Consider the following 20337-nt stretch of genomic DNA (forward strand, 5'->3'; position numbering starts at 1 on the left):
TTGACTGAATTTATTGGGCTTCACAAGGCTGTCACAACCGGCCTAATATAAGGATGCAGATGCCGAATCGCTCAGGAGAGTACCTTGACGATTGCAGTCTCCCCCCAGGCCCTGCCGGCGCTCGTCCTGAACGCTGACTACCGGCCTTTGAGTTATTATCCCTTGTCGCTCTGGTCCTGGCAGGACGCGATCAAGGCGGTTTTCCTTGACCGTGTGAATATCATTGCGGAATACGAACATTCGGTTTCTTCGCCGAGCTTCTCGATGCGGCTTCCGAGTGTCGTCTGCCTCAAGACCTACGTTCAGCCTTCGCGGAACCCGGCCTTTACCCGGTTCAATGTCTTTCTCCGCGACAAATTCGAATGTCAGTATTGCGGCGAGCATGACGATCTGACCTTCGACCACGTCGTCCCGCGCGCCCATGGCGGCGAGACGACCTGGCAAAATGTCGTGGCGGCCTGCTCTCCCTGCAATCTCAAAAAGGGCAGCAAGCTGCCGAAGCAGGCAGGCATGTTCCCCTCGCAGAAGCCGTATCAGCCGACCGTGCAGGACCTGCACAACAACGGCCGGCTCTTTCCGCCGAACTATCTGCACGACAGCTGGCTCGACTATCTCTACTGGGATACCGAACTGCAGCCCTGATTGCCGCTATTTCCTTATGCCGATTTGCGGACGCCGACGAAAGCGAAAGCGGCAAGGATCAGGCTCGCAATCACATTCCAGCCCGCAAAGGAAAGACCGAGAACGCGCAGCGCCGCATCGGTGCAGGAGGGGCCGGTAATTGTGTTGAGTTCCGTCAGCAGGTCGCCGGCATTCTGCGTCATGGCGCCTGCACTCGTCGAGCAGGTCGCTGGCCCTGCCCAGAAATGCCATTCGACGCCCGCGTGATAGACACCCATGCCGGCACCGACCACCATCAGCATGCCTGCCGCCAGAAGCAGGGCACGGGCGACCCAGTTCGGCAGACCGAAAAACGATGCGAGCGCGCCGAGGATCGCGATCGGAATGCCGTAGTAATAGGGCTCGCGCTGCAGCAGGCAGAGCGCACAGGGAATGTAGCCGCCGATATACTGGAAGCCGAGTGCAGTTCCGACGACCACCGCCATGCCGAGGGCCAGCAGCAGCGAATAGAGAACGACCGGGCGGGAAAGAGGCGAGGCAATGGCAGTCATGGCGGAACTCCGCGAGCTTGGCTCAGTGGGCAAGGTAGCGATAGACAATATAAAGCACGATGGCGACCACTGCACCGATGCTGACAATATGCCCCAAGCGCTTTTCAATGAAATGGCGAATCGGCTCGCCGTAGCGGCGAAGCAGCCAGGCCAGGAATAGGAAGCGCGCGCCGCGGGCAACGATCGCCGAGATGACGAACAGCCATATGTTGACGTGAATCACCCCGGACAGGATCGTCACGATTTTGATCGGCGGCAGGTGCGCCCAGTCCCGACGTCACCAGCAAAAGCAGGATCGTCTCGTAAGTGACGTAAGATTTCATCTGCTCGAAGGCATCGAGCTTTCCGTAGAATTCCAGCACCGGCCGCGCCACGGTCTCGTAGGCATAGAAGCCGAGCGCCCAGCCGGCGATGCCGCCGAGAACCGAGGCGGCCGTGGCAACGATCGCATATCGATATGAACGCTCGGGCTTGGCGAGTGCCATGGGAAGAAAAAGGACATCGGCCGGGACGAGAAAGACGGAGCTTTCGACGAAGGCGATAACGGCGAGCCAGACTTCGGCCGATCTGCGGGCGGCGAGAGACATGGTCCAGTCGTAAAGTCTGCGGAGCATTCCATTCCTTTCGTGCTGCGGTGCAAAAGCTTTAGGGGGGCAGTCTGACGCTGTAAATGCCTAGTGTGGCAATGATGCCAGCGTGCCACGAAAATTTTCGTGATCCGTATCGCGGCTGTGCTCCCAGGTTTTCGGGAGATTGCAAATCGGTGAATCTTCTGCAAGCTGGTTTCCGATTGGTTCTTGCAGGTGGCTATGAATGAAATTGAGGGTGATTGAGGGCGGGCTCGGCGAAGCGGCCGATGCGCGCGAAACCGTAGCTTCAGCTCGAAGGCCGAGCAGGGAGGATGTACGGCGGGAAGCCGTCAGGCGGCTTCGGGAAAGCGGCTATCATTCGTCTTATGTGAGAGAGTTTGCGACGGGTGTTCCTGCGCCGGAAGCGCTCAGATATCTGAAGATGCAGCTCGATTTTGCGGCCGAGACGCTGTCGCGGCTCGATCCGATCCCCCACGACTTCTCCGCGGATGCCTATTGGCCTTCCGCCGACACTTCGCGTTGATCCGGCTGCTCTTTGCGCTTCGCGTTTAGTGCGTTCATCTGCGAGCGCTCTCGCGCCATTTCGCTGACGGCGGCCCTTAGCGCCGGGTGGCGGGCGGTGAACATATTGAAGTCACGGCGTTCCAGCACCAGGAATTGGCAGAAATCGATGGCAATGACATCGGCGGTTCGCCGTCCGCCGCTCAGCAGAGCCATTTCACCGAAAAATGCACCCGGTTCGAGACGGACGGCGCCGCCGGGAAGACGGACTTCCACGGCTCCGGACGAGAGAAAATACATGCCGTCCCCGCGGTCCCCCTTGCGCATGACGCGTTCGCCCGGCAGCGCGGATTTGGGACGGAAGAGAAGGAGCAGTTCCTCCTGCGAGTGCTCATCGACCTTGGCGAAAAGCGGGAAAGTCTCGATCAGTTGCTGCATCTCCAGCTGATGCTGGCGCTCCCGCGCTTCGGTAAGTGCCCTGATCTTTTCAAGCTCGCGTCCGAGCGCCTCATGCCGGCGGCGGCCGTAATGATTGCTGAGCACCGGCCATCGGGCGTGCACATAGGTATGCAGCGCCTCGGCGCCGGCGCAGACGAGCGGATTGAGCGTGATCGAAATGATCGCGGACGCAAGGATGACATCCTGCCCGTCAGTCGGTAGCAATCCGAGGGAAACGCCGAGGCCGGCAAGAATGAAGGAAAATTCGCCGATCTGCGCCAGTCCGCCTGCGACGGTCAGCGCCATTCCGATCGGATATCGAAGCAGGATGACGATCAGAAAGGAGATAATCGCCTTGCCGACGATGATCAACGTCAGCGCGCTGATGACGGCCATTGGCTGGCGGGCCAGGATCGATGGATCGAACAGCATGCCGACCGACACGAAGAACAGGACTGAAAAGGCGTTCTGAAGCGGCAGAGAATCGGCAGCGGCCCGGTGGCTGAGATTGGACTCGCTCATCACGACGCCCGCGAAAAAAGCGCCGAGTGCGAAGGAAACGCCGAAGATCTCGGCGGAGCCGAAAGCGATGCCGAGGGCGATGGCAAGGACCGTCAATGTGAAGAGTTCGCGCGAGCCGGTTCGGGCGACGAGCGTCAGGAGCCAGGGAACAATCTTCGGGCCGACAAAGATCGCCATGACCGCAAAGGCGCCGACCTTCAGCAGCGTCAGCGCGATCGCCAGCGACAGCGGCAGCCCAGCGCCCTGTGCAGCATCGCTGGCGGCGTGGCCGCCGAGCAATTCCGCAAGGGCAGGCAGCAAGACCAGCGCCAGAACCATCGCCAAGTCTTCGACGATCAGCCAGCCGACCGCGACGCGGCCGCTTGCTGAATTCAGGAGGTTTCGTTCCTCAAGGACCTTCAGCAGCACGACGGTGCTTGCCACCGACAGGCTGAGGCCGAAGACGATCCCGGCGCCGAGCCCCCAGCCCCACCATTTCGCGAGGCCAATTCCGAGCAGCGTAGCGATGATGATCCGGATGATCGCGCCCGGCACGGCGATACCGCGCACGGCAAGCAGGTCAGCGGCGGAAAAATGCAGCCCGACGCCGAACATCAGCAGGATGACACCCATCTCCGCCAACTGTCCGGCAAGCCCTGTATCGGCGACGAAGCCCGGCGTGAACGGTCCCATGAGTATGCCTGCCACGAGATAGCCGACCAGCGGCGGCAGCCGCAGCCTGTCGGCCACATATCCCAGCACCGCCGCAAAGACGAAGCTGACGGCGACTGTGGCAATAAGCGTTACTTCCTGATGCACATCCGTCCCTTGATATTCGTTGGCGACCGCCACTTTGACCGAAGCGTGAGTGAAATTAAATACTTGATTTGAGTTTCCGTATCACCGGCAAATGCTGAGCTCCAGCGATACTGGAGCGTTCTCGTGGCGACACCAGTTTGGCGTCAGTTTCGCAGATCAATATAAGCGCGCACTAAAACAGAAGTCGCTGTCTCATTGGAGATTTCCATGCGAGAAATAGAAGCTGTTGATGTCGCGTTCAAACGATCTTTCGAAGCCGTCGAATTCGGGTATGTCCGAGAGGTATTTCTTGAGGACGAAGCCTGCTGGGGTCTGTTCGATTCCGAAGGTGATGTGATCTTCGTCGGCGACGACCTAGACGAATGCCGCTCCTTCGCTGCAAAGGAAGAGATCAGGATTCAGCTGATCCAGTAGGAGTCGTCGCGTGTGGTCCCGCACTTCTTGCAGTTCTTTCGCAAACCCCGCCGCGGTAACGACGTCAGCGCGATAAGGATTGGATGTAGTCGTAACTGACGATGGCTTCCTCGCTTGTGCCCTCGTCGTAGATCTTGGCAAGGGTCGCGTGCAGGTCAGGGGAGTAAAGAACGCTCCAGAGCTCAACCCGCTCGCCGCCTCTTTTGGTTTCCTCTCTGATCCTGAAAACCTCGTATTTGCACCGGCCAACTGCAACTGTCTCGCGTTTAGTTACCGTCAGCTCCAGCGTCCACTTGTCACTGGATTGTTGAGGATCCAAGGGGACAAACGGGATGACGTGATTCCCATCCTTCTTGATGGGCAGAAGCTTGTCCAAGCCATCGAGTGGATAGATGGCGTAACGCTCATCGCTGCTGGAGCGCGACAGATCGAAAAGCCCCTGGTACGAATAAACCGTCTGCTTCTCTGATCATTGTCGGCGAAGGCCGCATCTCCGCCTTCGTCAGCCCGGTCGGGGACGACAAGACGGTAATGATGGTCGGCGTCGTTCGCATGGCCGGAACATCTTGCGTCGACGTCTCGAAAGGACAGGCGGCATGACGCAGCTCGCACTCGATGGCAGCATCGGTCTAATGAAAAAGGCCGCCGTCATTTCCCATTGCGGCCGATTTCGCTACGAGCTGACGCGTGTGTGGGAGAAGGGCAGGCCGCTGCTCGTCACCTGCATGCTGAACCCTTCGACGGCCGATGCCGACAACGATGATCCGACGATCCGCGCGCTGATCCATTTTGGCAAGGCGTGGGGCTATGGCGGCCTGCTGGTCGTCAACCTCTTCGCCTTCCGCTCGTCGAGCCCGATCGTGATGATGTCGACGCACTATCCGCGCGGTTCGAAGAACGTCCAGTTCATCGATACCGCCTTGACGCTCGCCCGCTCGCAGAACACGCCGGCTCTTGCCGCATGGGGCGCCAACGGCGCGCACCACGCAGGTCTGAACGATGGGGAAGGTGGACAGGACTGGTTCTGCGGCCGCGCCCGCCACCACACCGTCGATCTCGTCTGCCTCGGGCTGACGAAGGACGGATTTCCGAAACACCCGATGGCACGTGGCGTCCATCGCATTGATCGGAACCAGCAGCCGGTCATGTTCCGGCGCGCAACGCAGGCTGCGTAAACGTCAAAAGCAATCGACGATGTGATCGCCGAGCGCCGTCGTATATTCTTTCACTCTGGCGTGCGAGTTGGTCGCCTGAACCGGTTTAAGCCGAAGGGTCGTGCCAGCGACGGAGTTCGGCAAGCCGTTCACGGTCGACGGCCCCGGCAACAAGATGCGTGACTGGTGCGACCAGGCCGAGCTGTTCCACTGCACCCGGCCCCCCGCAAGGCGGGAGCGACGATCGCCGCTGAGAACACTGCGACCGACGAAGAACTGATGGCGATCTTCGGCTGGACGACGAAGAGCCAGACGACGACCTATACGAATTATCGGATCGTTTTTCGTCGGTGGTGCCCCATGCCGGGGTCGAACCAGCACTTCTTTCGAAACTCGATTTTGAGTCGAGCGCGTCTACCAATTCCGCCAATGGGGCAACGGATACCGACGAGCCGGGTGTCTAACATGCGACCCCCGACCGCGCAAGACGGCGGGCGGGCTTATCAGGCTGATTTGATACGGCTTCCGGCTTGGCGTTCCGTGGAAAGCCTTTTGCAATCAGTGTGCGGTAGCCGGTGCCGGTTCGGTCAAGCCGGACTTCTTCAACGTGATGGCGAGGATCGAGGCGAGCAGGCAGAAGGCGCCGGCAACGAAGAAGGCCGGCAGGTAGCTCGACAGCTCGGTGCGTGAAAGGCCGGCACCATAAGCAGCGGTTGCCGCGCCCAGCTGATGGCCGGCAAAGACCCACCCGAAGACCAGACCGGCCTTCTCCCGGCCGAAGCGGTCGGCGGCAATCTTTACGGTCGGCGGAACGGTGGCGATCCAGTCGAGGCCGTAGAACACCGCGAAGATCGAAAGACCGTAGAAGCTGAAATCGCTGAAGGGCAGGAAAAGCAAGGAAAGCCCGCGCAGACCGTAATACCAGAAGAGGAGCCAGCGGTTGTCGAAGCGGTCCGACAACCAGCCGGAGCCGATCGTGCCGAAGAAATCGAAGATACCCATTACGGCTAGAACGCTGGCCGCCGCGACAGGCAGGATGCCGAAGTCGCCGCAAAGCGTGACGAAATGAGTCTGGATCAGGCCGTTGGTGCTGAGGCCGCAGATAAAGAAGGTGGCGAACAAGATCCAGAAGGTCGAAGTTCCGGAGATCTCTTTCAGGATCGTGATCGGCGTCTTCAGCGCGCCGACCAACGTGCCGCGTGCCGGCGGCGGCGTGACATGAGCTTCGCCGAGCGAGGGCAGGTTTAAGTCGGAGGGCCGGTCGCGCATGAAGGCAAGCACGGCAAGTGCGGCGACCATGATCATGGCGCAGACGAAGAAGACCGTGGAGCGCCAGCCGTAGCGTTCTGTTAGTTCCGCCATCAGCGGCAGGAAAACGAGCTGACCGGTGGCCGAGCTTGCCGAAAGCATCCCGACGACGAGGCCGCGGTGCTTCGTGAACCAGCGGGCAGATATGGTCGCTGCAAGAACCATGGCCGTCAGGCCCGTGCCGAAACCGACGACGATGCCCCAGAGCAGCAGAAGCTGCCAAAGCGATGTCATGAAGAGCGAGCCAACGAAGCCCGCGCCGATCAGCGCAAGCGCGAAGACGATGACCTTGCGCACACCGAAATAGTTCATGAAAGCCGCCGCGAAGGGACCCATCAGGCCGAAGAGGACCAGGCGGATCGCAAGTGCGGAGGAAATCTGAGAAGTTTCCCAGCCGAACTCGTCCTGCAGCGGCTTGATCAGCACGCCCGGCGCGCCCATGGCGCCGGCGGTGACCAGCATGGTCAGGAAAGTCGCGCCGACAACGATCCATCCGTAATGGATGTTGCGGCGTGCAAGGGTGGAGGCAAGCGCAGTGGAAACCATGGGGCAAGTTCCATTCGTGGGAATGATCGATACATCACTGATTTAGATGATGGTCATCATGTTTCTTGCGTATTGATGATAGGCGTCATATAATTTGTCAAGGGACTATTCTCCGGAGCCGGATCATGCGCGTCAGCCGCGAAAAATTTGCAGAAAACCGCCAGAAGATCCTGGAAGTCGCGGGCGTAATGTTCCGCGAAAACGGGTTTGATGGCGTAGGGGTCGCCGATATCATGAAAGCCTGCGGGCTGACGCATGGAGGGTTCTATGGCCACTTCCAATCAAAGGAAGAGCTGCAGCTGGAGGTCAGCCGTGCGCTGATCGCCAGGGTGGAAGTGCGATGGAAGGCTCTTATCGCCGACGCTCCGGATCGCCCCCTGGAAGCGCTCCTCGACCACTATGTTTCCTGGTGTTCCGTCGACAATCCAGGCTCGAGCTGTGTCTTCGTGGCGCTGATGGAAGAGGTGAGCCGCAGCAGCGGTGCGGTGCGGGAAACCTTCAACGACGGGCTTTCCACGCTTGTCGATATCCTGGCGGAGATCGTTCCGGGTGAGACGCTCGAGGAGCGCCGCAAGAATGGCTTTACGACGCTCTCATCAATGATGGGGGCCGTCAGTCTGGCGCGCGCGGTCGAAAATCGCGAATTGGCCGGTCAGTTCCTTTCGACGATGCGGGAGAAGCTGGCACCGGCAAAATTTGTCGGCGCCTGAGTGCCCGTCGGCATGTGTCTGCTTTATTTGAAGCCTTCCACGTGGTGCGGAACATAAGGCTCTTCGAGAGCGGCGACGTCCTCGGCGCTGAGCTTGACAGCCAATGCCCCAACGGCGTCCGAAAGATGGTGCGGCTTCGATGCGCCAATGATCGGTGCGGTCACCGCGCTCTTCTGCAAGATCCAAGCAGTGGCGATCTGGGCTCGGGAGACGTCATGTGTCTTCGCCAATCGGCCGACCGTGTCGATGATTTTGCGGTCGGCATCTTCGGCCTGCCTGTAGAGCGTCTTGCCGAATTCATCCGTTTCCGTGCGGGCGGTCTTTTCGTCCCAGTCGCGCGCCAGGCGGCCACGGGCAAGCGGGCTCCACGGAATGACAGCGATCTTCTGGTCCTCGCAGAAAGGCAGCATCTCGCGCTCCTCCTCGCGATAGAGAAGGTTGACATGGTCCTGCATGCTCACGAACTGAGTCCAGCCGTTCAGCCGCGAGGTGTAGAGCATCTTGGCGAATTGCCAAGCGTACATGGAGGAGGCGCCGATATAGCGCGCCTTGCCGGCCTTCACGACGTCGTGCAACGCCTCCAGCGTTTCCTCGATCGGCGTCGTGTAGTCGAAGCGATGGATCTGGAAGAGGTCGACGTAATCCGTGCCGAGTCGGCGCAGGCTGTTGTCGATTTCGTCAAAGATCGCCTTGCGGGAAAGACCAGAGCCGTTCGGACCAGGGCGCATGCGGTTGAAGACCTTGGTCGCGAGTACGATATCCTCGCGCTTCAAGTCCTTGATTGCCCGTCCGACGATTTCCTCGGACGAGCCGTCGGAATAGGTATTCGCCGTGTCCAGGAAATTGATGCCAAGATCGAGTGCCTGCCTGATGATCGCGCTGCTTTCCTCCTCGCCGAGCGTCCAGGCGTGATTGCCGCGGCCCGGATCGCCGAAGGTCATGCAGCCGAGGCAGATCTTCGAAACTTCAAGGCCAGTGCCTCCGAATTTGACATAGTCCATGAATTGACTCCGTGAATGAATCTCAATCCCCCGAGACACCTCGGGGTGATGTAGGGCGCAATCGGTGAGAATGTCAGCAATCCGGCGAAAGAATATTTCAGGCGCATCCGTGCGATCATGAGGTGGAGCTTTGAAACACGCGATCAAGCGAACTTGGACTCGATCGCCGCAAGGTGTTAGCTGGTGCAGCATTCACTGGATTTCGAGTATGAGACTTCCCGCCCGCGACCGCTATGACGGTCTTTATCGCGATTTTTCGTGGGAGATTCCGGAAGACTTCAATATCGGGCGTGCCGTCAGCGACGAATGGGCGGCGCAGGCACCGGAACGCATCTGCCTCGAACATTTCAGCCCGGATGGCCGTCATTTGTCGATGACCTACGGCGCGCTGGCGGAGCGCTCGTCGTCTTTTGCCAATGCATTGACGTCGCTCGGCATTCGCCGCGGCGATCGCGTCGCGTTGCTTCTGCCGCAATGTTTCGAGACGGCGATCGCCCATGTGGCGATCTACAAGATGGGTGCGATTGCGCTGCCGCTCGCGCTGCTCTTTGGCGTCGAGGCACTGGAATACCGGCTGAGAACGTCAGGCGCGGCTGCGATCGTCACCAACTCGTTCGGACTGGAGCGGGTGAACCAGATTCGTGAAAACCTGCCGGAACTCAGCACGGTCATCAGCATCGATGGCGGCGACGCGATTGCTTTCGGAGCGCTCGTCGAGGCGCATCCGCCGCTTTTAGACGTTGCTGCGACCAGCCCGGAAGATCCGGCGTTGATGATCTTCACATCAGGCACGACGGGGCCGCCCAAGGGCGCGTTGCATGGCCATCGCGTTCTAGCGGGCCACATTCCCGGTATGCAACTCGCGCATGAAGGTTTTGCGCAGCCCGGCGACAAGGTCTGGACGCCTTCGGACTGGGCCTGGGCGGGCGGGCTGCTGAATGCGCTGCTGCCAAGCCTCCTGCTTGGCGTTCCTGTCGTTTCCTCTCCGGCGCAGAAGTTCGACGCCGATATGGCTTATCGCATCATGGCCGAGATGAAGGTGCGGAATGCCTTCATTCCGCCGACAGCGCTCCGCCTGCTGAAATCGATCAGTGATCCCCGCGCGAAATACGATCTCAATCTGCGCACCATCGGCTCCGCCGGTGAATCGCTCGGTCGCGAAACCTATGAGTGGGCGCGCCAGGCGTTCGGCATCACCGTCAATGAGTTTTATGGCCAGACGGAGTGCAATTTCGTACTCTCCTCCAGTGCAGGCTATGGTGTCACGAAGGCAGGCGCGATCGGCCGCGCGGTTCCCGGTCACCGGGTTGCTATCATCGGCGAGAGCGGCGATGAAGTGTCCCCCGGCGAGACAGGCCAGATCGCTATCAAGGCGCCCGATCCGGTCATGTTCCTCGGCTATTGGAACGACGGCGAGGCAACCAGGAAGAAGTTCATCAAAGGCTGGCTGCTAACCGGCGATCTCGGTCATCAGGATGACGAGGGCTACGTCATTTTCGAAGGCCGGGATGATGACGTCATCACCTCGTCAGGCTATCGCATTGGTCCTGCCGAAATCGAGGACTGTCTGTGCGGCCACCCGGCCGTGCAGCTCGCTGCCGTCGTCGGCAAGCCGGATCCGGTGCGCACCGAGATCGTCAAGGCCTATATCGTGCTTTCACCTGGCTGCACGCCCAGCGATGCGCTCGGCGCTGAAATCCGCGATTGGGTGAAGATGCGGCTTTCGATGCACGAATATCCGCGCGAGGTAGAATTCGTGGACGCGCTGCCGCTGACGACGACCGGCAAGGTCATCCGCAGACTTCTGCGCGAAAAGGCGGCCAGCGAGGGGCCTAACCGCGCCGCGTAAGCGATATGATCTTCTCGCGCAGCATCTTCGCCATATTCCGGGTGCTGCGATACATATGCAACTGAGCGGCGGCCTGCCGAACATCGCGGTCGCCGTTCTGCGTCAGGCCGATTACCAGCGTTCCCATTTCCTCGCGCTCCTGCCAGAAACGGCTCATGATCGGATGATCCGGCACCGCGCAGGAATCGGAACGCACGATATTCGCATCGTCGAGATGCCACTCCGTCAGTTCGGCCATCAGCAGCTTGCCCGGAGAATAGCGGGCATAGGCCTCGTCGTAGGCCGTCTTCCAAGTATAGGCATCGCCGCCCATCATCAACACGACTGTTGCCGCGATCGCCTTGCCGTTCAGGTCGATCGTGTGAATGCGCACCGCGTCGATCGCCGCAAGGTTCGAGACGGCTTCGCGGGCAAAGGCCGTGTGGTAGCGGTCGGTTGCCAGCGCGCTTCGTCTCTTGCCTTTCCAGCCGCCGGCTTCCATTGCTAAGAATTCTTCAAACCGCGCATGAATATCGCGGGGCTGGCGCGCGACGCCATAGACAGCTGTTCCGAGCTCTTCGAGCTGCCGCCATTGACGGCGCATTTCCCTTTTATGCGAAGAAGAGATGGTACGGCCAAGATAGGCCATAGCGTCGTCCTCGCTCTGCAGCATAGGCCGCTGCGATGGATTGGTGACCGTGACCGGCAGGTTGCGGCTCAGCGCGACCGCCTTTGCCATGCGAGCAAAGATGCCGTTCAGGCGAATATCCGGCAGCACCAACGTTGCGGGAAGGTTCAGATCGCGCGCCGTCAAGCCTTCAAAAAGATTGTCCAGCGTCTCAGCCGCATCTTCGGCATCCACCAGGGGGGTGCCGAGCGGCGCGAAGCTGTTCGACCATGCGCGGATGATCGAGGGGCCGACGGCAAAGCCGGGTCTTTCGACAGAGAACGGCATCAGGAAACGCAAGCGGCTGCGCCGGCCGTTCTCATCGCGGATCAGTGCGAAATTCACTTGCCGGTCTTCAAGCCGCGGCATGGCGGGCGCAAGGAAGCGGCCGGTGAAGAAAACATTCGGCTCCATCGCACGGTTCGAAAGGAAATCCAGTTCGTCCTGCAATTCATAGCCGAGCCTGCCCGGATAGAGGCAGAGCTCCCGGCCCGGACGTCCGATCTCGACGCGCGCTTCGGCCTGCGGCAAGTCGAAGTTTATCGAGGCAAGCTCGTGAACCATGCGATTGGCATTGGTATCGGTGCTTTCGGTAACGGGGGGGACACGCACCATTATCAGGCTCTCGTTTCTATCGTTGCCGGAGGGCGGCTGAATGCAAAAAGGACAATGCCGAGCGCCCGGCGCACGGCGATGTGCAGCAGGATCGCTTCCACACCCATTGCCGATGCCGTCGCGATCGCAGTGCCGACGGTGCCAAGGTGCGGGATCAAGGCGATATTCAAGGAGACGTTTGCCGTGAGCGCCGCCGCATAGAGGGCGACGCAGAGGTTCTGCTTTCCGGCCATCATCAGCAGCGTTTCGGCCGGACCGACGAGGGCCTTGGCGAGGATGCCCGCAAGCAGGATCGCCATCAGAACATAACCTGCCGTAAAGGCTCCGCCGAAAAGCGACAGCAGCAAGTGACCGGCCGCAACGACTGCGAGCCCGAGGGCCAGCGCCGGCCAGAAGGTCCAGCGCGCAGCGTCGATTGCTGCTGCGGCAAGCTGCTCGCGGGTGCCTTCTGCGATGAGGCTGGAGAAGCGTGGACCGGATGCTGCCTTTACCGAGAACATGATGAAATGCACCAGCGCCATCGTCTTTGCGGCGGCAAAATAGATCGCCACGTCATGCGGCTCGAGGAAGATGCCGACGACAACCACATCCGAATTGGTCAAGAGGAAGCTCACGCCTTCGACCAGGAATATCGGGAAGGCGATGTTCAGCCAGTTGAGGAAATCGACCCTGCGCGGTCCCTCGCTGTAGTGGCGGCGCAGGCGGAGGAGTGTCGCGATGTATTGGCCGATGGCGGTGACATAGGTTGCGGCCAGCGCGGCTTTCATGGCGGTGACGGCAGAATGCTCCGCATCGGCTCCGATCGCTGCCAGCATGAAGAGAATTATGAGGACAGGCCGGATGATGTAGACCGGGCTCAGCGCCATGACCGGCCAGTGATTGGCACGCGAGGTGCCTTCCAGAATGTCGCCGAGCGCGATCATCGGCATGGCGAGAAGGCCAAGGAAGACAGGAATGAGATAATAGGACTCAATCCTGTCGCCCAGGAAATGGAGTCCCGCCATACCGGAAGCCATCACCAGCGTTCCGGAAAGCATGGCGAAGGTACGGGCCGTTCCCGTCAGGCCGCGAATCTCCTCCAAGGCACCTGCAGCCTTGTATTGCGGCAGGAAACGAACGATCGCGGTGTGAAAGCCGAGGCAGGAGAGATCGCCGAACAGGACGATCAGAACCCAGACAAACACGAAAATCCCGTATTCATATTCGCCCATGAGGCGCGCGAGGATGATCTGGGAAATGAAGGCGAGGGCGGCGCTCACTATGCGGATCGAAAAGGCGGTAAGTGCCATCCGCTGTGCGGTTGCCTTGTCGCCGTGCCCGGTCAGAACTGCGGCAAGCACGCGCAGCAGACGGCTTCCCGCTGGACGCAGGCCCGCAGGCAGTAGTCTTTCCGCTGTTTCAATGACCGCCATTACGAACACGCAACACTCTGAACTCAGGCAAATCGTGTCAGAACTCTTGTCAGATCAGGATTAAGAAACGGTTGTGGCGAGCAGATTATCCTTAACCGCCAGTCTAATTCGCGCAAAAAGAAATGCCGCCCGAAGGCGGCATTCTTCAGCTGCCTGCCGTCGCTCAGGCTTCGGCAAACGCACCGTGGCAGTGCTTGAATTTTTTGCCAGAACCGCAGGGGCACGGCTCGTTGCGGCCGACCTTGCCCCAGGTGGACGGGTTGTTCGGATCCCGGTTTTCCGGCGAGACGATCACTTCGGATGCCTGGTAGATCGGCGCGAAATCATTCTCGCCCGTGTCGGGGTCCAGGTGCTGGGCTTGCATGACCGGCAGTTCCGGCTCGGCGGGCGCCTGCTGCACCAACTCGACGCGCATCAACTGCGCCGTCACAGCCTCGCGCAGGCTGTTCAGCAGGGTCTGGAAGAGCTCGAAGGCTTCGGACTTGTATTCCTGCAGCGGATCGCGCTGGGCATAGCCGCGGAAGCCGATGACGGAGCGCAGGTGATCGAGGTTGACGATGTGCTCGCGCCAGAGATGGTCCAATGTCTGCATCACGATCGAACGCTCGACATAGTGCATGATATCCGGGCCGAAACGCTCTGCTTTTTCGGTGAAGGCAGCGTTGGACGCTTCCGTCAGACGTTCGCGAATATCGTCTTCACCAATGCCTTCTTCTTTCACCCAGTCCTCGATTGGCAGATCGAGGTTGAGAAGCGTGCCAACCTGCTCCTTCAATCCGGCAGCATCCCATTGCTCGGCATAGGCGCGCTCGGGAATATGCTTCTCGACGAGGTCCTCGATGACCTCGCGGCGCATATCCGAAACGGTCTCGGAGATGTTCGTAGCTTCCATCAGTTCGAGGCGCTGTTCGAAGATCACCTTGCGCTGATCGTTCAACACGTCGTCGTATTTCAGCAGGTTCTTGCGGATATCGAAGTTGCGGGCCTCGACCTTCTTCTGGGCGCGCTCCAGAGCTTTGTTGATCCAGGGATGGACGATTGCCTCGCCTTCCTTGAGACCAAGCTTCTGGAGCATGCCGTCCATGCGATCGGAGCCGAAGATGCGCATCAGGTCGTCCTGAAGCGACAGATAGAACTTGGAGCGGCCCGGGTCGCCCTGACGGCCGGAACGGCCACGGAGCTGATTGTCGATGCGGCGGCTTTCATGGCGTTCCGTCGCGATGACATAGAGACCACCGGCGGCGATCGCCTGCTCCTTGAGCTTCTGGATCTCCTCGGCGATCGCTGCAATCTTGGCGTCGCGTTCCGGGCCAGGCTCGGCCTCGCCAAGCTCGCGCTCGATGCGCATGTCGAGGTTGCCGCCGAGCTGGATGTCGGTACCGCGGCCCGCCATGTTCGTGGCGATCGTGACCGCGCCCGGCACGCCTGCTTGCGCAACGATATACGCTTCCTGCTCGTGATAGCGGGCGTTCAGGACCTGGAAGTCCTTGAAGCCCTGCTTGCGCATCAGCTCAGCCAGAAGTTCGGATTTCTCGATGGAGGTCGTGCCGACGAGCACCGGCTGGCCGCGCTTCTGGGCGTCTGCGATCTCGGCGATGATCGCTTTGTACTTCTCCTCGAAGGTGCGGTAGACCTCGTCGTCTTCGTCGATACGCTGGATCGGCAGGTTGGTCGGCACTTCGATGACATCGAGGCCGTAGATGTTGCCGAATTCTTCCGCTTCCGTCTGCGCCGTACCGGTCATGCCGGCGAGCTTTCCGTACATGCGGAAATAGTTCTGGAAGGTGATCTGCGCCAGCGTCTGGTTTTCCGGCTGGATCTGCACCTTTTCCTTGGCTTCCAGCGCTTGGTGCTGGCCCTCCGAATAGCGGCGGCCCGGCATCATGCGGCCGGTGAATTCGTCGATAATGACGATTTCACCATTGCGCACGATGTAGTCCTTGTCGCGCTGGAAGAGTTTGTGGGCCTTCAGCGCATTATTGATGTGATGGACGATCGCGACGTTTTCTATGTCGTAGAGCGCGCTGCCTTTCAGGAGGCCGGCCTGTTTTAGGAGGCCTTCGAGCTTTTCAGTACCAACTTCAGAGAAGTTCGCCGAACGTTGCTTCTCGTCGATCTCGTAATCTTCTCCCGACAAGAGCGGAATGAAAGCGTCAATCGTGTTATAGAGATCGGAGCGGTCGTCGAGCGGACCGGAGATGATCAGCGGCGTGCGTGCTTCGTCAACCAGGATCGAGTCCACTTCGTCGACGATCGCGAAGTTGTGGCCGCGCTGGACCATCTGGCCCTTCTCATACTTCATATTGTCGCGAAGATAATCGAAGCCGAGTTCGTTGTTCGTGGCGTAGGTGATGTCGCAATTGTAAGCGGCAGCCCGCTCCTCATCCGACAGTCCATGGACGATGACGCCCGTGGTGAGCCCGAGGAAGTTGTAGATCCGTCCCATGTTGGCGGCGTCGCGGCGGGCAAGGTAGTCGTTCACAGTAACGACGTGGACACCCTTGCCGGCAAGCGCATTCAGGTAAACCGGAAGTGTCGCAACGAGCGTCTTACCTTCACCGGTCTTCATTTCGGCGATGGCGTTCGAATGGAGGATCATGCCGCCGACAAGCTGCACGTCAAAAGGCCGCAGGCCGAGTACGCGGCGCGAGGCTTCGCGCACGACGGCGAATGCCGGAACGAGAATGTCGTCGAGCGTCTTCCCGTTCGCCAGCATCTTGCGGAACTCGACCGTCTGGGCGGCGAGCTGTTCGTCGCTCAGGGCCTTCGTCTTCTCTTCGATCGAGTTGATGGCGGCGACTTTCGGCTGGAAGGACCGCACGCGGCGATCATTGGCAGAGCCAAATATTTTGCGGGCGAGACCGCCGAAGCTGACCATATGACTGGTCCTTTCTCAATATTCTTCCCCGGCTTTTCTTATACGCACACCCAGCCGAAAATCAGGCACACGTCTCGAAACGCCAGGAAACTTTTCTGGACGCGAGGTTGCGTGACAGATAAGAGGGGGGTCGAATGATGTCAACGGATTTGGCTGATATAGAAAGGCCACATTCCAGTGTTGATGGCTGTTTTGGGCTGGATTCACGAATGCTGAAGCCGGTGATGTAACTCTGAAAGGTTATTCGATGTTGAGCTACAACAAACTCGCCGTGATGGCGCTTGCAACTTTCGTTGCGCTCCAGGCGCCGGTCTATGCGGAAGACAAGCCGGATGCAGTCGTTGCCAAGGTCGGCGACCTTGAGATCCATCAGTCGGAACTCGATCTGGCCGTCGCCAACCTCGATCCCCAGCTCGCGCAGCTCCCGGACGATCAGAAGAAGGTTGCCGCGCTTTCGGCCGCGATCGACGTCAAGCTGCTCGCCGGCAATGCGGCTGCCGAGAAGCTCGATCAGACCAGCGAATTCAAGAAGCGCATACAGTATCTCTCGGATCGCGAACTGCATAATGCCTATTTCAAGAAGCATGTCGTCGATACCGTTACCGACGATGAAGTGAAGGCGCGCTACGACAAGGAAGTCGCAGCCCTTCCGAAGCAGGAAGAAGTCCATGCTCGCCACATCCTCGTGAAGAGCGAGGAAGAGGCCAAGGATGTCATCAAGCAGCTGGATGGCGGCAAGGACTTTGCAGAACTTGCCAAGGAAAAGTCCACCGACCCGAACAAGGCTGACGGCGGCGATCTCGGCTACTTTACCAAGGGTCGCATGGTCAAGGAATTCGAGGACGCAGCCTTCTCTCTCGAAAAGGGCACCTATTCCAAGACGCCTGTGAAGACCGATTTCGGCTTCCACGTCATTAAGGTCGAGGACAAGCGCGACGCTCCGCCGCCGCCGCTTGATCAGGTCAAGGACCAGGTTCGTCAGCTTGTCATGCGCGATAAGTACCTTGCACTCCTTGCCAAGGCGAAGGAAACGTCCAAGGTCGACATCATGGACGAAACGCTCCGCAAGGGTTACGACGACGCGAACAAGCAGCAGGCGCCAGCAACGCAGCCGCAGCAGTAATTTCCATCCAGGGCCCGGTTCTTCCGGGCCCTTCACTATCCTCTGTTGTCGCATTTCCGGACGGCGAACCGTTTTCCAAGTCGCCTGGAAATGCCTATAGCCAGGTCGATCCTCATGTCCGGTTCCGTTTCCCCGCTCGCTCCGAAAACCTTTGCCACGATGCCGGCGCTGCGCGGCGTGCGCATGGCGACCGCTTCCGCAGGCATCAAGTATAAGAACCGGACGGACGTGCTGATGATGGTCTTCGACAAGCCGGCCGCCGTTGCGGGGGTTTTCACGCGATCGAAGTGCCCGTCGGCGCCCGTCGACTTCTGTCGTGGCAATCTGCCGCATGGCGTGGCGCGCGCCGTCGTCGTCAACTCTGGCAACGCCAATGCCTTTACCGGCCTGAAGGGACGCCAGGCGACCGCCTTGACGGCAAAGTCGGCTGCCGCTGCCGTCGGCTGCGCCGAGAATGAAGTCTATCTGGCGTCGACCGGCGTGATCGGCGAGCCGCTGGATGCGACGAAATTCGCAGGTGTTCTCGACAGGATGCATGCCGAGGCGACTGGCGATTTATGGTTCGAAGCTGCCAAGGCGATCATGACCACGGACACGTATCCGAAGGTTTCGACCCGCAGTGCCGAAATCGGCGGCGTGAAAGTGACGATCAACGGCATTGCCAAGGGCGCCGGCATGATCGCACCCGACATGGCGACCATGCTCTCCTTCGTCGTCACGGATGCCGATATCGCGCCCACCGCTCTGCAGGCACTGCTTTCGGACGGCGTCGGCCCGACGTTCAATTCGATGACGGTGGATAGCGATACGTCTACCTCCGATACGCTGATGCTGTTTGCGACGGCCGCCGCCGCCGAGGACGGTCAGGTCCGCATCGAGCGTGCCGACGATCAGCGCCTTGCCGCCTTCCGCGCGGCGCTCAATGAAGTGTTGAAGGATTTGTCGCTGCAAGTTTGCCGTGATGGCGAAGGCGCCACCAAGATGCTCGAAATCAACGTGACCGGCGCAGAGAGCGATGCGGCTGCCAAGCGCATTGCGCTTTCGATCGCGAATTCGCCCCTGGTGAAGACGGCTGCCGCCGGCGAAGACGCGAATTGGGGCCGCATCGTGATGGCCGTCGGTAAGGCCGGCGAGATGGCCGATCGTGATCGGCTCGCCATCTGGTTCGGCGATGTACGTGTCGCGGTTAACGGTGAGCGCGACCCTGATTACTCGGAGGATGCCGCCTCGAATGTAATGAAGAAGCAGGATATTCCGATTAAAGTCGATATTGGGCTCGGCTCGGGTGCGGCTACGGTCTGGACCTGCGACCTCACAAAAGAGTATGTGGCGATCAACGGCGACTACCGGAGCTGATCGTTCATTGACTGAAACATTGTCCCAAAAGGCAAATTTGCCGCTCGTACGCAGGCTGGAAGCTGTCGGTTTCCGGGCGTGGCCGGCTTCTTCCGTGCAATATGACGGCAGCTGGCAGGTACGGCTGACGGCGGGCCATCCGTCGAACCGGCTGAATTCCATCGTGCCGCTCGACCCTTCCGATCATCGCGACGTCGAAGTCCGGCTGGAGAAGGCCAGCCGCAAATTCGAGGCTTATGGCCGCCCGGCCGTTCTTCGCCAGACACCGCTTGCGTCGCCGGTTCTGATCGATCTCGTCAAAGAGCGGCAATGGACGCATTTCGACGAGACAATCGTCATGACCTGCGACCTGGCGCATGCCGAACTGCCGGACACGCTCGATCACCTGCCGACGCATGACATCGGCCGCTTCGTCGATGCCAATCTCGCGACGGATCAAGTCTCCCCGAAGCTGAAGCCGGCGCTTGCGGAGATCATTAACGCGATCGGACCGCCGTGCGGTCTCTTCATGATCGAGGACCCGGAAACCGGCCCGCTTGCAACCGTGCTTTGCGTTCAGGACAACGATCTTGCCGGCATCATGTCGCTTTCGGTGGCTAAGAAGCGGCGGCGGGAGGGTCTCGGCCTCGAAATCCTGACGTCTGCCCTTCGCTGGGCACGCATGCGCAGCGCCCGCTCGGCCTGGCTGCAGGTCAAGGCTGCAAACGTGCCAGCTCTGGCGCTCTATGGCCGTCTCGGTTTCCGCGAAGCTTACCGCTATAGCTACTGGCGCCGGGAACAGGCGCAATGAGCGAAACCGGCAAGAATATTCTGCTGGTTGCCGCCTGCGCTTTGATCGATTCCGACGGCCGTATCCTTCTGGCACAACGTCCGGAGGGAAAGTCGCTCGCCGGCCTGTGGGAGTTTCCCGGCGGCAAGGTCGAACCTGGCGAGACGCCGGAGGAGACCTTGGTGCGCGAACTCGAGGAAGAACTTGGCGTCAAGACCAAGGTTGCCTGCCTCGCGCCGCTGACATTTGCCAGCCACAGCTACGACACATTTCACCTCCTGATGCCACTTTATGTCTGCCGCCGCTATGAGGGCATTCCCCAGGGCAGGGAGGGCCAGGCTTTGAAATGGGTAAAACCCATGGCTCTCAGGGATTATCCGATGCCGCCAGCCGACGAGCCGTTGATCCCTATGCTTCAGGATCTACTCTAGCGAATTATCGCTTTCTTGCGGCAAAGTGCCGGTTTCGGCCGGAGTTATTAATCGATCGTTTATCACCTTCTGCCAAAGTTCGGCCTCACTCAAGCAACTGGCGT

General features: G+C 59.9%; 18 protein-coding genes, 1 tRNA gene and 1 pseudogene. 11 read left to right on the forward strand and 9 right to left on the reverse strand.

Going from position 1 to position 20337, the window contains the following annotated elements; genetic code table 11:
- Window positions 1–84 precede the first annotated feature (84 nt).
- Window positions 85–642, forward strand: a complete 558-nt coding sequence (locus tag ACZ9DP_RS15575; RefSeq protein ID WP_074069829.1) for an HNH endonuclease — start codon at window positions 85–87, stop codon at window positions 640–642.
- Between the two features lie 14 nt (window positions 643–656).
- Here ACZ9DP_RS15575 and ACZ9DP_RS15580 read toward each other — a convergent pair whose 3' ends face one another.
- Window positions 657–1172 carry a disulfide bond formation protein B gene (locus ACZ9DP_RS15580; protein ID WP_074069828.1) on the reverse strand — a complete coding sequence of 172 codons (516 nt, stop codon included), beginning with the start codon at window positions 1170–1172 and terminating at the stop codon, window positions 657–659.
- A gap of 22 nt (window positions 1173–1194) precedes the next feature.
- Window positions 1195–1786 (reverse strand): annotated as a pseudogene (locus tag ACZ9DP_RS15585) (YqaA family protein).
- Between the two features lie 199 nt (window positions 1787–1985).
- On the opposite strand from ACZ9DP_RS15585, the gene ACZ9DP_RS15590 reads away from it, so the two are divergent.
- The gene (locus tag ACZ9DP_RS15590; RefSeq protein WP_074069826.1) at window positions 1986–2285 is read left to right on the forward strand and encodes a hypothetical protein; all 300 of its coding nucleotides are present in this window, start codon (window positions 1986–1988) and stop codon (window positions 2283–2285) included.
- On the opposite strand, the gene ACZ9DP_RS15595 is transcribed toward ACZ9DP_RS15590, so the two are convergent.
- Window positions 2255–4021, reverse strand: a complete 1767-nt coding sequence (locus ACZ9DP_RS15595) for a cation:proton antiporter domain-containing protein (protein WP_476202826.1) — start codon at window positions 4019–4021, stop codon at window positions 2255–2257. The genes ACZ9DP_RS15590 and ACZ9DP_RS15595 overlap by 31 nt on opposite strands.
- A gap of 207 nt (window positions 4022–4228) precedes the next feature.
- Between ACZ9DP_RS15595 and ACZ9DP_RS15600 the strand changes: the two genes are divergently transcribed.
- The 3 genes from ACZ9DP_RS15600 (at window position 4229) to ACZ9DP_RS15610 (ending at window position 5610) form a co-directional block, all read left to right on the forward strand.
- On the forward strand, window positions 4229–4435 hold the full coding sequence (locus ACZ9DP_RS15600) for a hypothetical protein (protein ID WP_074069825.1): 207 nt from the start codon (window positions 4229–4231) through the stop codon (window positions 4433–4435).
- A gap of 79 nt (window positions 4436–4514) precedes the next feature.
- The gene (locus tag ACZ9DP_RS15605) at window positions 4515–4904 is read left to right on the forward strand and encodes a hypothetical protein (protein WP_476202827.1); all 390 of its coding nucleotides are present in this window, start codon (window positions 4515–4517) and stop codon (window positions 4902–4904) included.
- Between the two features lie 127 nt (window positions 4905–5031).
- Complete coding sequence (locus ACZ9DP_RS15610) at window positions 5032–5610, forward strand: DUF1643 domain-containing protein (protein ID WP_074069822.1); 579 nt, start codon at window positions 5032–5034, stop codon at window positions 5608–5610.
- Between the two features lie 330 nt (window positions 5611–5940).
- Here the strand turns inward: ACZ9DP_RS15610 and ACZ9DP_RS15615 are convergent.
- Together ACZ9DP_RS15615 and ACZ9DP_RS15620 are read right to left on the reverse strand one after the other, a co-directional pair.
- Window positions 5941–6025 (reverse strand) — tRNA-Leu (locus ACZ9DP_RS15615).
- Window positions 6026–6147: 122 nt separating this feature from the next.
- A complete protein-coding gene (locus tag ACZ9DP_RS15620) occupies window positions 6148–7443 on the reverse strand; it encodes an MFS transporter (RefSeq protein WP_194728316.1) in 1296 nt (431 codons plus the stop codon).
- A 125-nt stretch (window positions 7444–7568) separates the two neighbouring features.
- Here ACZ9DP_RS15620 and ACZ9DP_RS15625 point away from each other — a divergent pair, with 125 nt between their 5' ends.
- On the forward strand, window positions 7569–8153 hold the full coding sequence (locus ACZ9DP_RS15625; protein ID WP_074069820.1) for a TetR/AcrR family transcriptional regulator: 585 nt from the start codon (window positions 7569–7571) through the stop codon (window positions 8151–8153).
- A gap of 23 nt (window positions 8154–8176) precedes the next feature.
- Here ACZ9DP_RS15625 and ACZ9DP_RS15630 read toward each other — a convergent pair whose 3' ends face one another.
- Window positions 8177–9154 (reverse strand): aldo/keto reductase, encoded by a 978-nt coding sequence (locus ACZ9DP_RS15630; protein ID WP_476202828.1) that lies wholly within the window; start codon window positions 9152–9154, stop codon window positions 8177–8179.
- Window positions 9155–9362: 208 nt separating this feature from the next.
- Here ACZ9DP_RS15630 and ACZ9DP_RS15635 point away from each other — a divergent pair, with 208 nt between their 5' ends.
- Window positions 9363–11003, forward strand: coding sequence for an AMP-binding protein (locus ACZ9DP_RS15635; protein WP_476202830.1), 1641 nt, complete (start codon window positions 9363–9365; stop codon window positions 11001–11003).
- Here the strand turns inward: ACZ9DP_RS15635 and ACZ9DP_RS15640 are convergent.
- The 3 genes from ACZ9DP_RS15640 to secA form a co-directional block, all read right to left on the reverse strand.
- Window positions 10987–12264, reverse strand: coding sequence for a GNAT family N-acetyltransferase (locus tag ACZ9DP_RS15640; protein WP_476202832.1), 1278 nt, complete (start codon window positions 12262–12264; stop codon window positions 10987–10989). The genes ACZ9DP_RS15635 and ACZ9DP_RS15640 overlap by 17 nt on opposite strands.
- A gap of 2 nt (window positions 12265–12266) precedes the next feature.
- Window positions 12267–13676, reverse strand: a complete 1410-nt coding sequence (locus ACZ9DP_RS15645) for a lipopolysaccharide biosynthesis protein (RefSeq protein WP_476202833.1) — start codon at window positions 13674–13676, stop codon at window positions 12267–12269.
- A gap of 163 nt (window positions 13677–13839) precedes the next feature.
- Window positions 13840–16554, reverse strand: coding sequence for a preprotein translocase subunit SecA (secA, locus tag ACZ9DP_RS15650; protein ID WP_476202834.1), 2715 nt, complete (start codon window positions 16552–16554; stop codon window positions 13840–13842).
- A gap of 247 nt (window positions 16555–16801) precedes the next feature.
- On the opposite strand from secA, the gene ACZ9DP_RS15655 reads away from it, so the two are divergent.
- From ACZ9DP_RS15655 to mutT, 4 genes are all read left to right on the forward strand, one after another.
- The gene (locus tag ACZ9DP_RS15655; RefSeq protein WP_476202835.1) at window positions 16802–17677 is read left to right on the forward strand and encodes a peptidylprolyl isomerase; all 876 of its coding nucleotides are present in this window, start codon (window positions 16802–16804) and stop codon (window positions 17675–17677) included.
- Window positions 17678–17791: 114 nt separating this feature from the next.
- Window positions 17792–19033 (forward strand): bifunctional glutamate N-acetyltransferase/amino-acid acetyltransferase ArgJ, encoded by a 1242-nt coding sequence (argJ, locus tag ACZ9DP_RS15660; RefSeq protein WP_476202837.1) that lies wholly within the window; start codon window positions 17792–17794, stop codon window positions 19031–19033.
- Complete coding sequence (locus tag ACZ9DP_RS15665; RefSeq protein WP_420882103.1) at window positions 19002–19823, forward strand: GNAT family N-acetyltransferase; 822 nt, start codon at window positions 19002–19004, stop codon at window positions 19821–19823. The genes argJ and ACZ9DP_RS15665 overlap by 32 nt, the downstream gene beginning before the upstream one ends.
- Window positions 19820–20233, forward strand: coding sequence for an 8-oxo-dGTP diphosphatase MutT (gene mutT / locus ACZ9DP_RS15670; protein ID WP_039846256.1), 414 nt, complete (start codon window positions 19820–19822; stop codon window positions 20231–20233). The genes ACZ9DP_RS15665 and mutT overlap by 4 nt, the downstream gene beginning before the upstream one ends.
- Window positions 20234–20337 lie beyond the last annotated feature (104 nt).

The sequence above is a fragment of the Rhizobium sp. USDA 4016 genome, assembly GCF_056279705.1.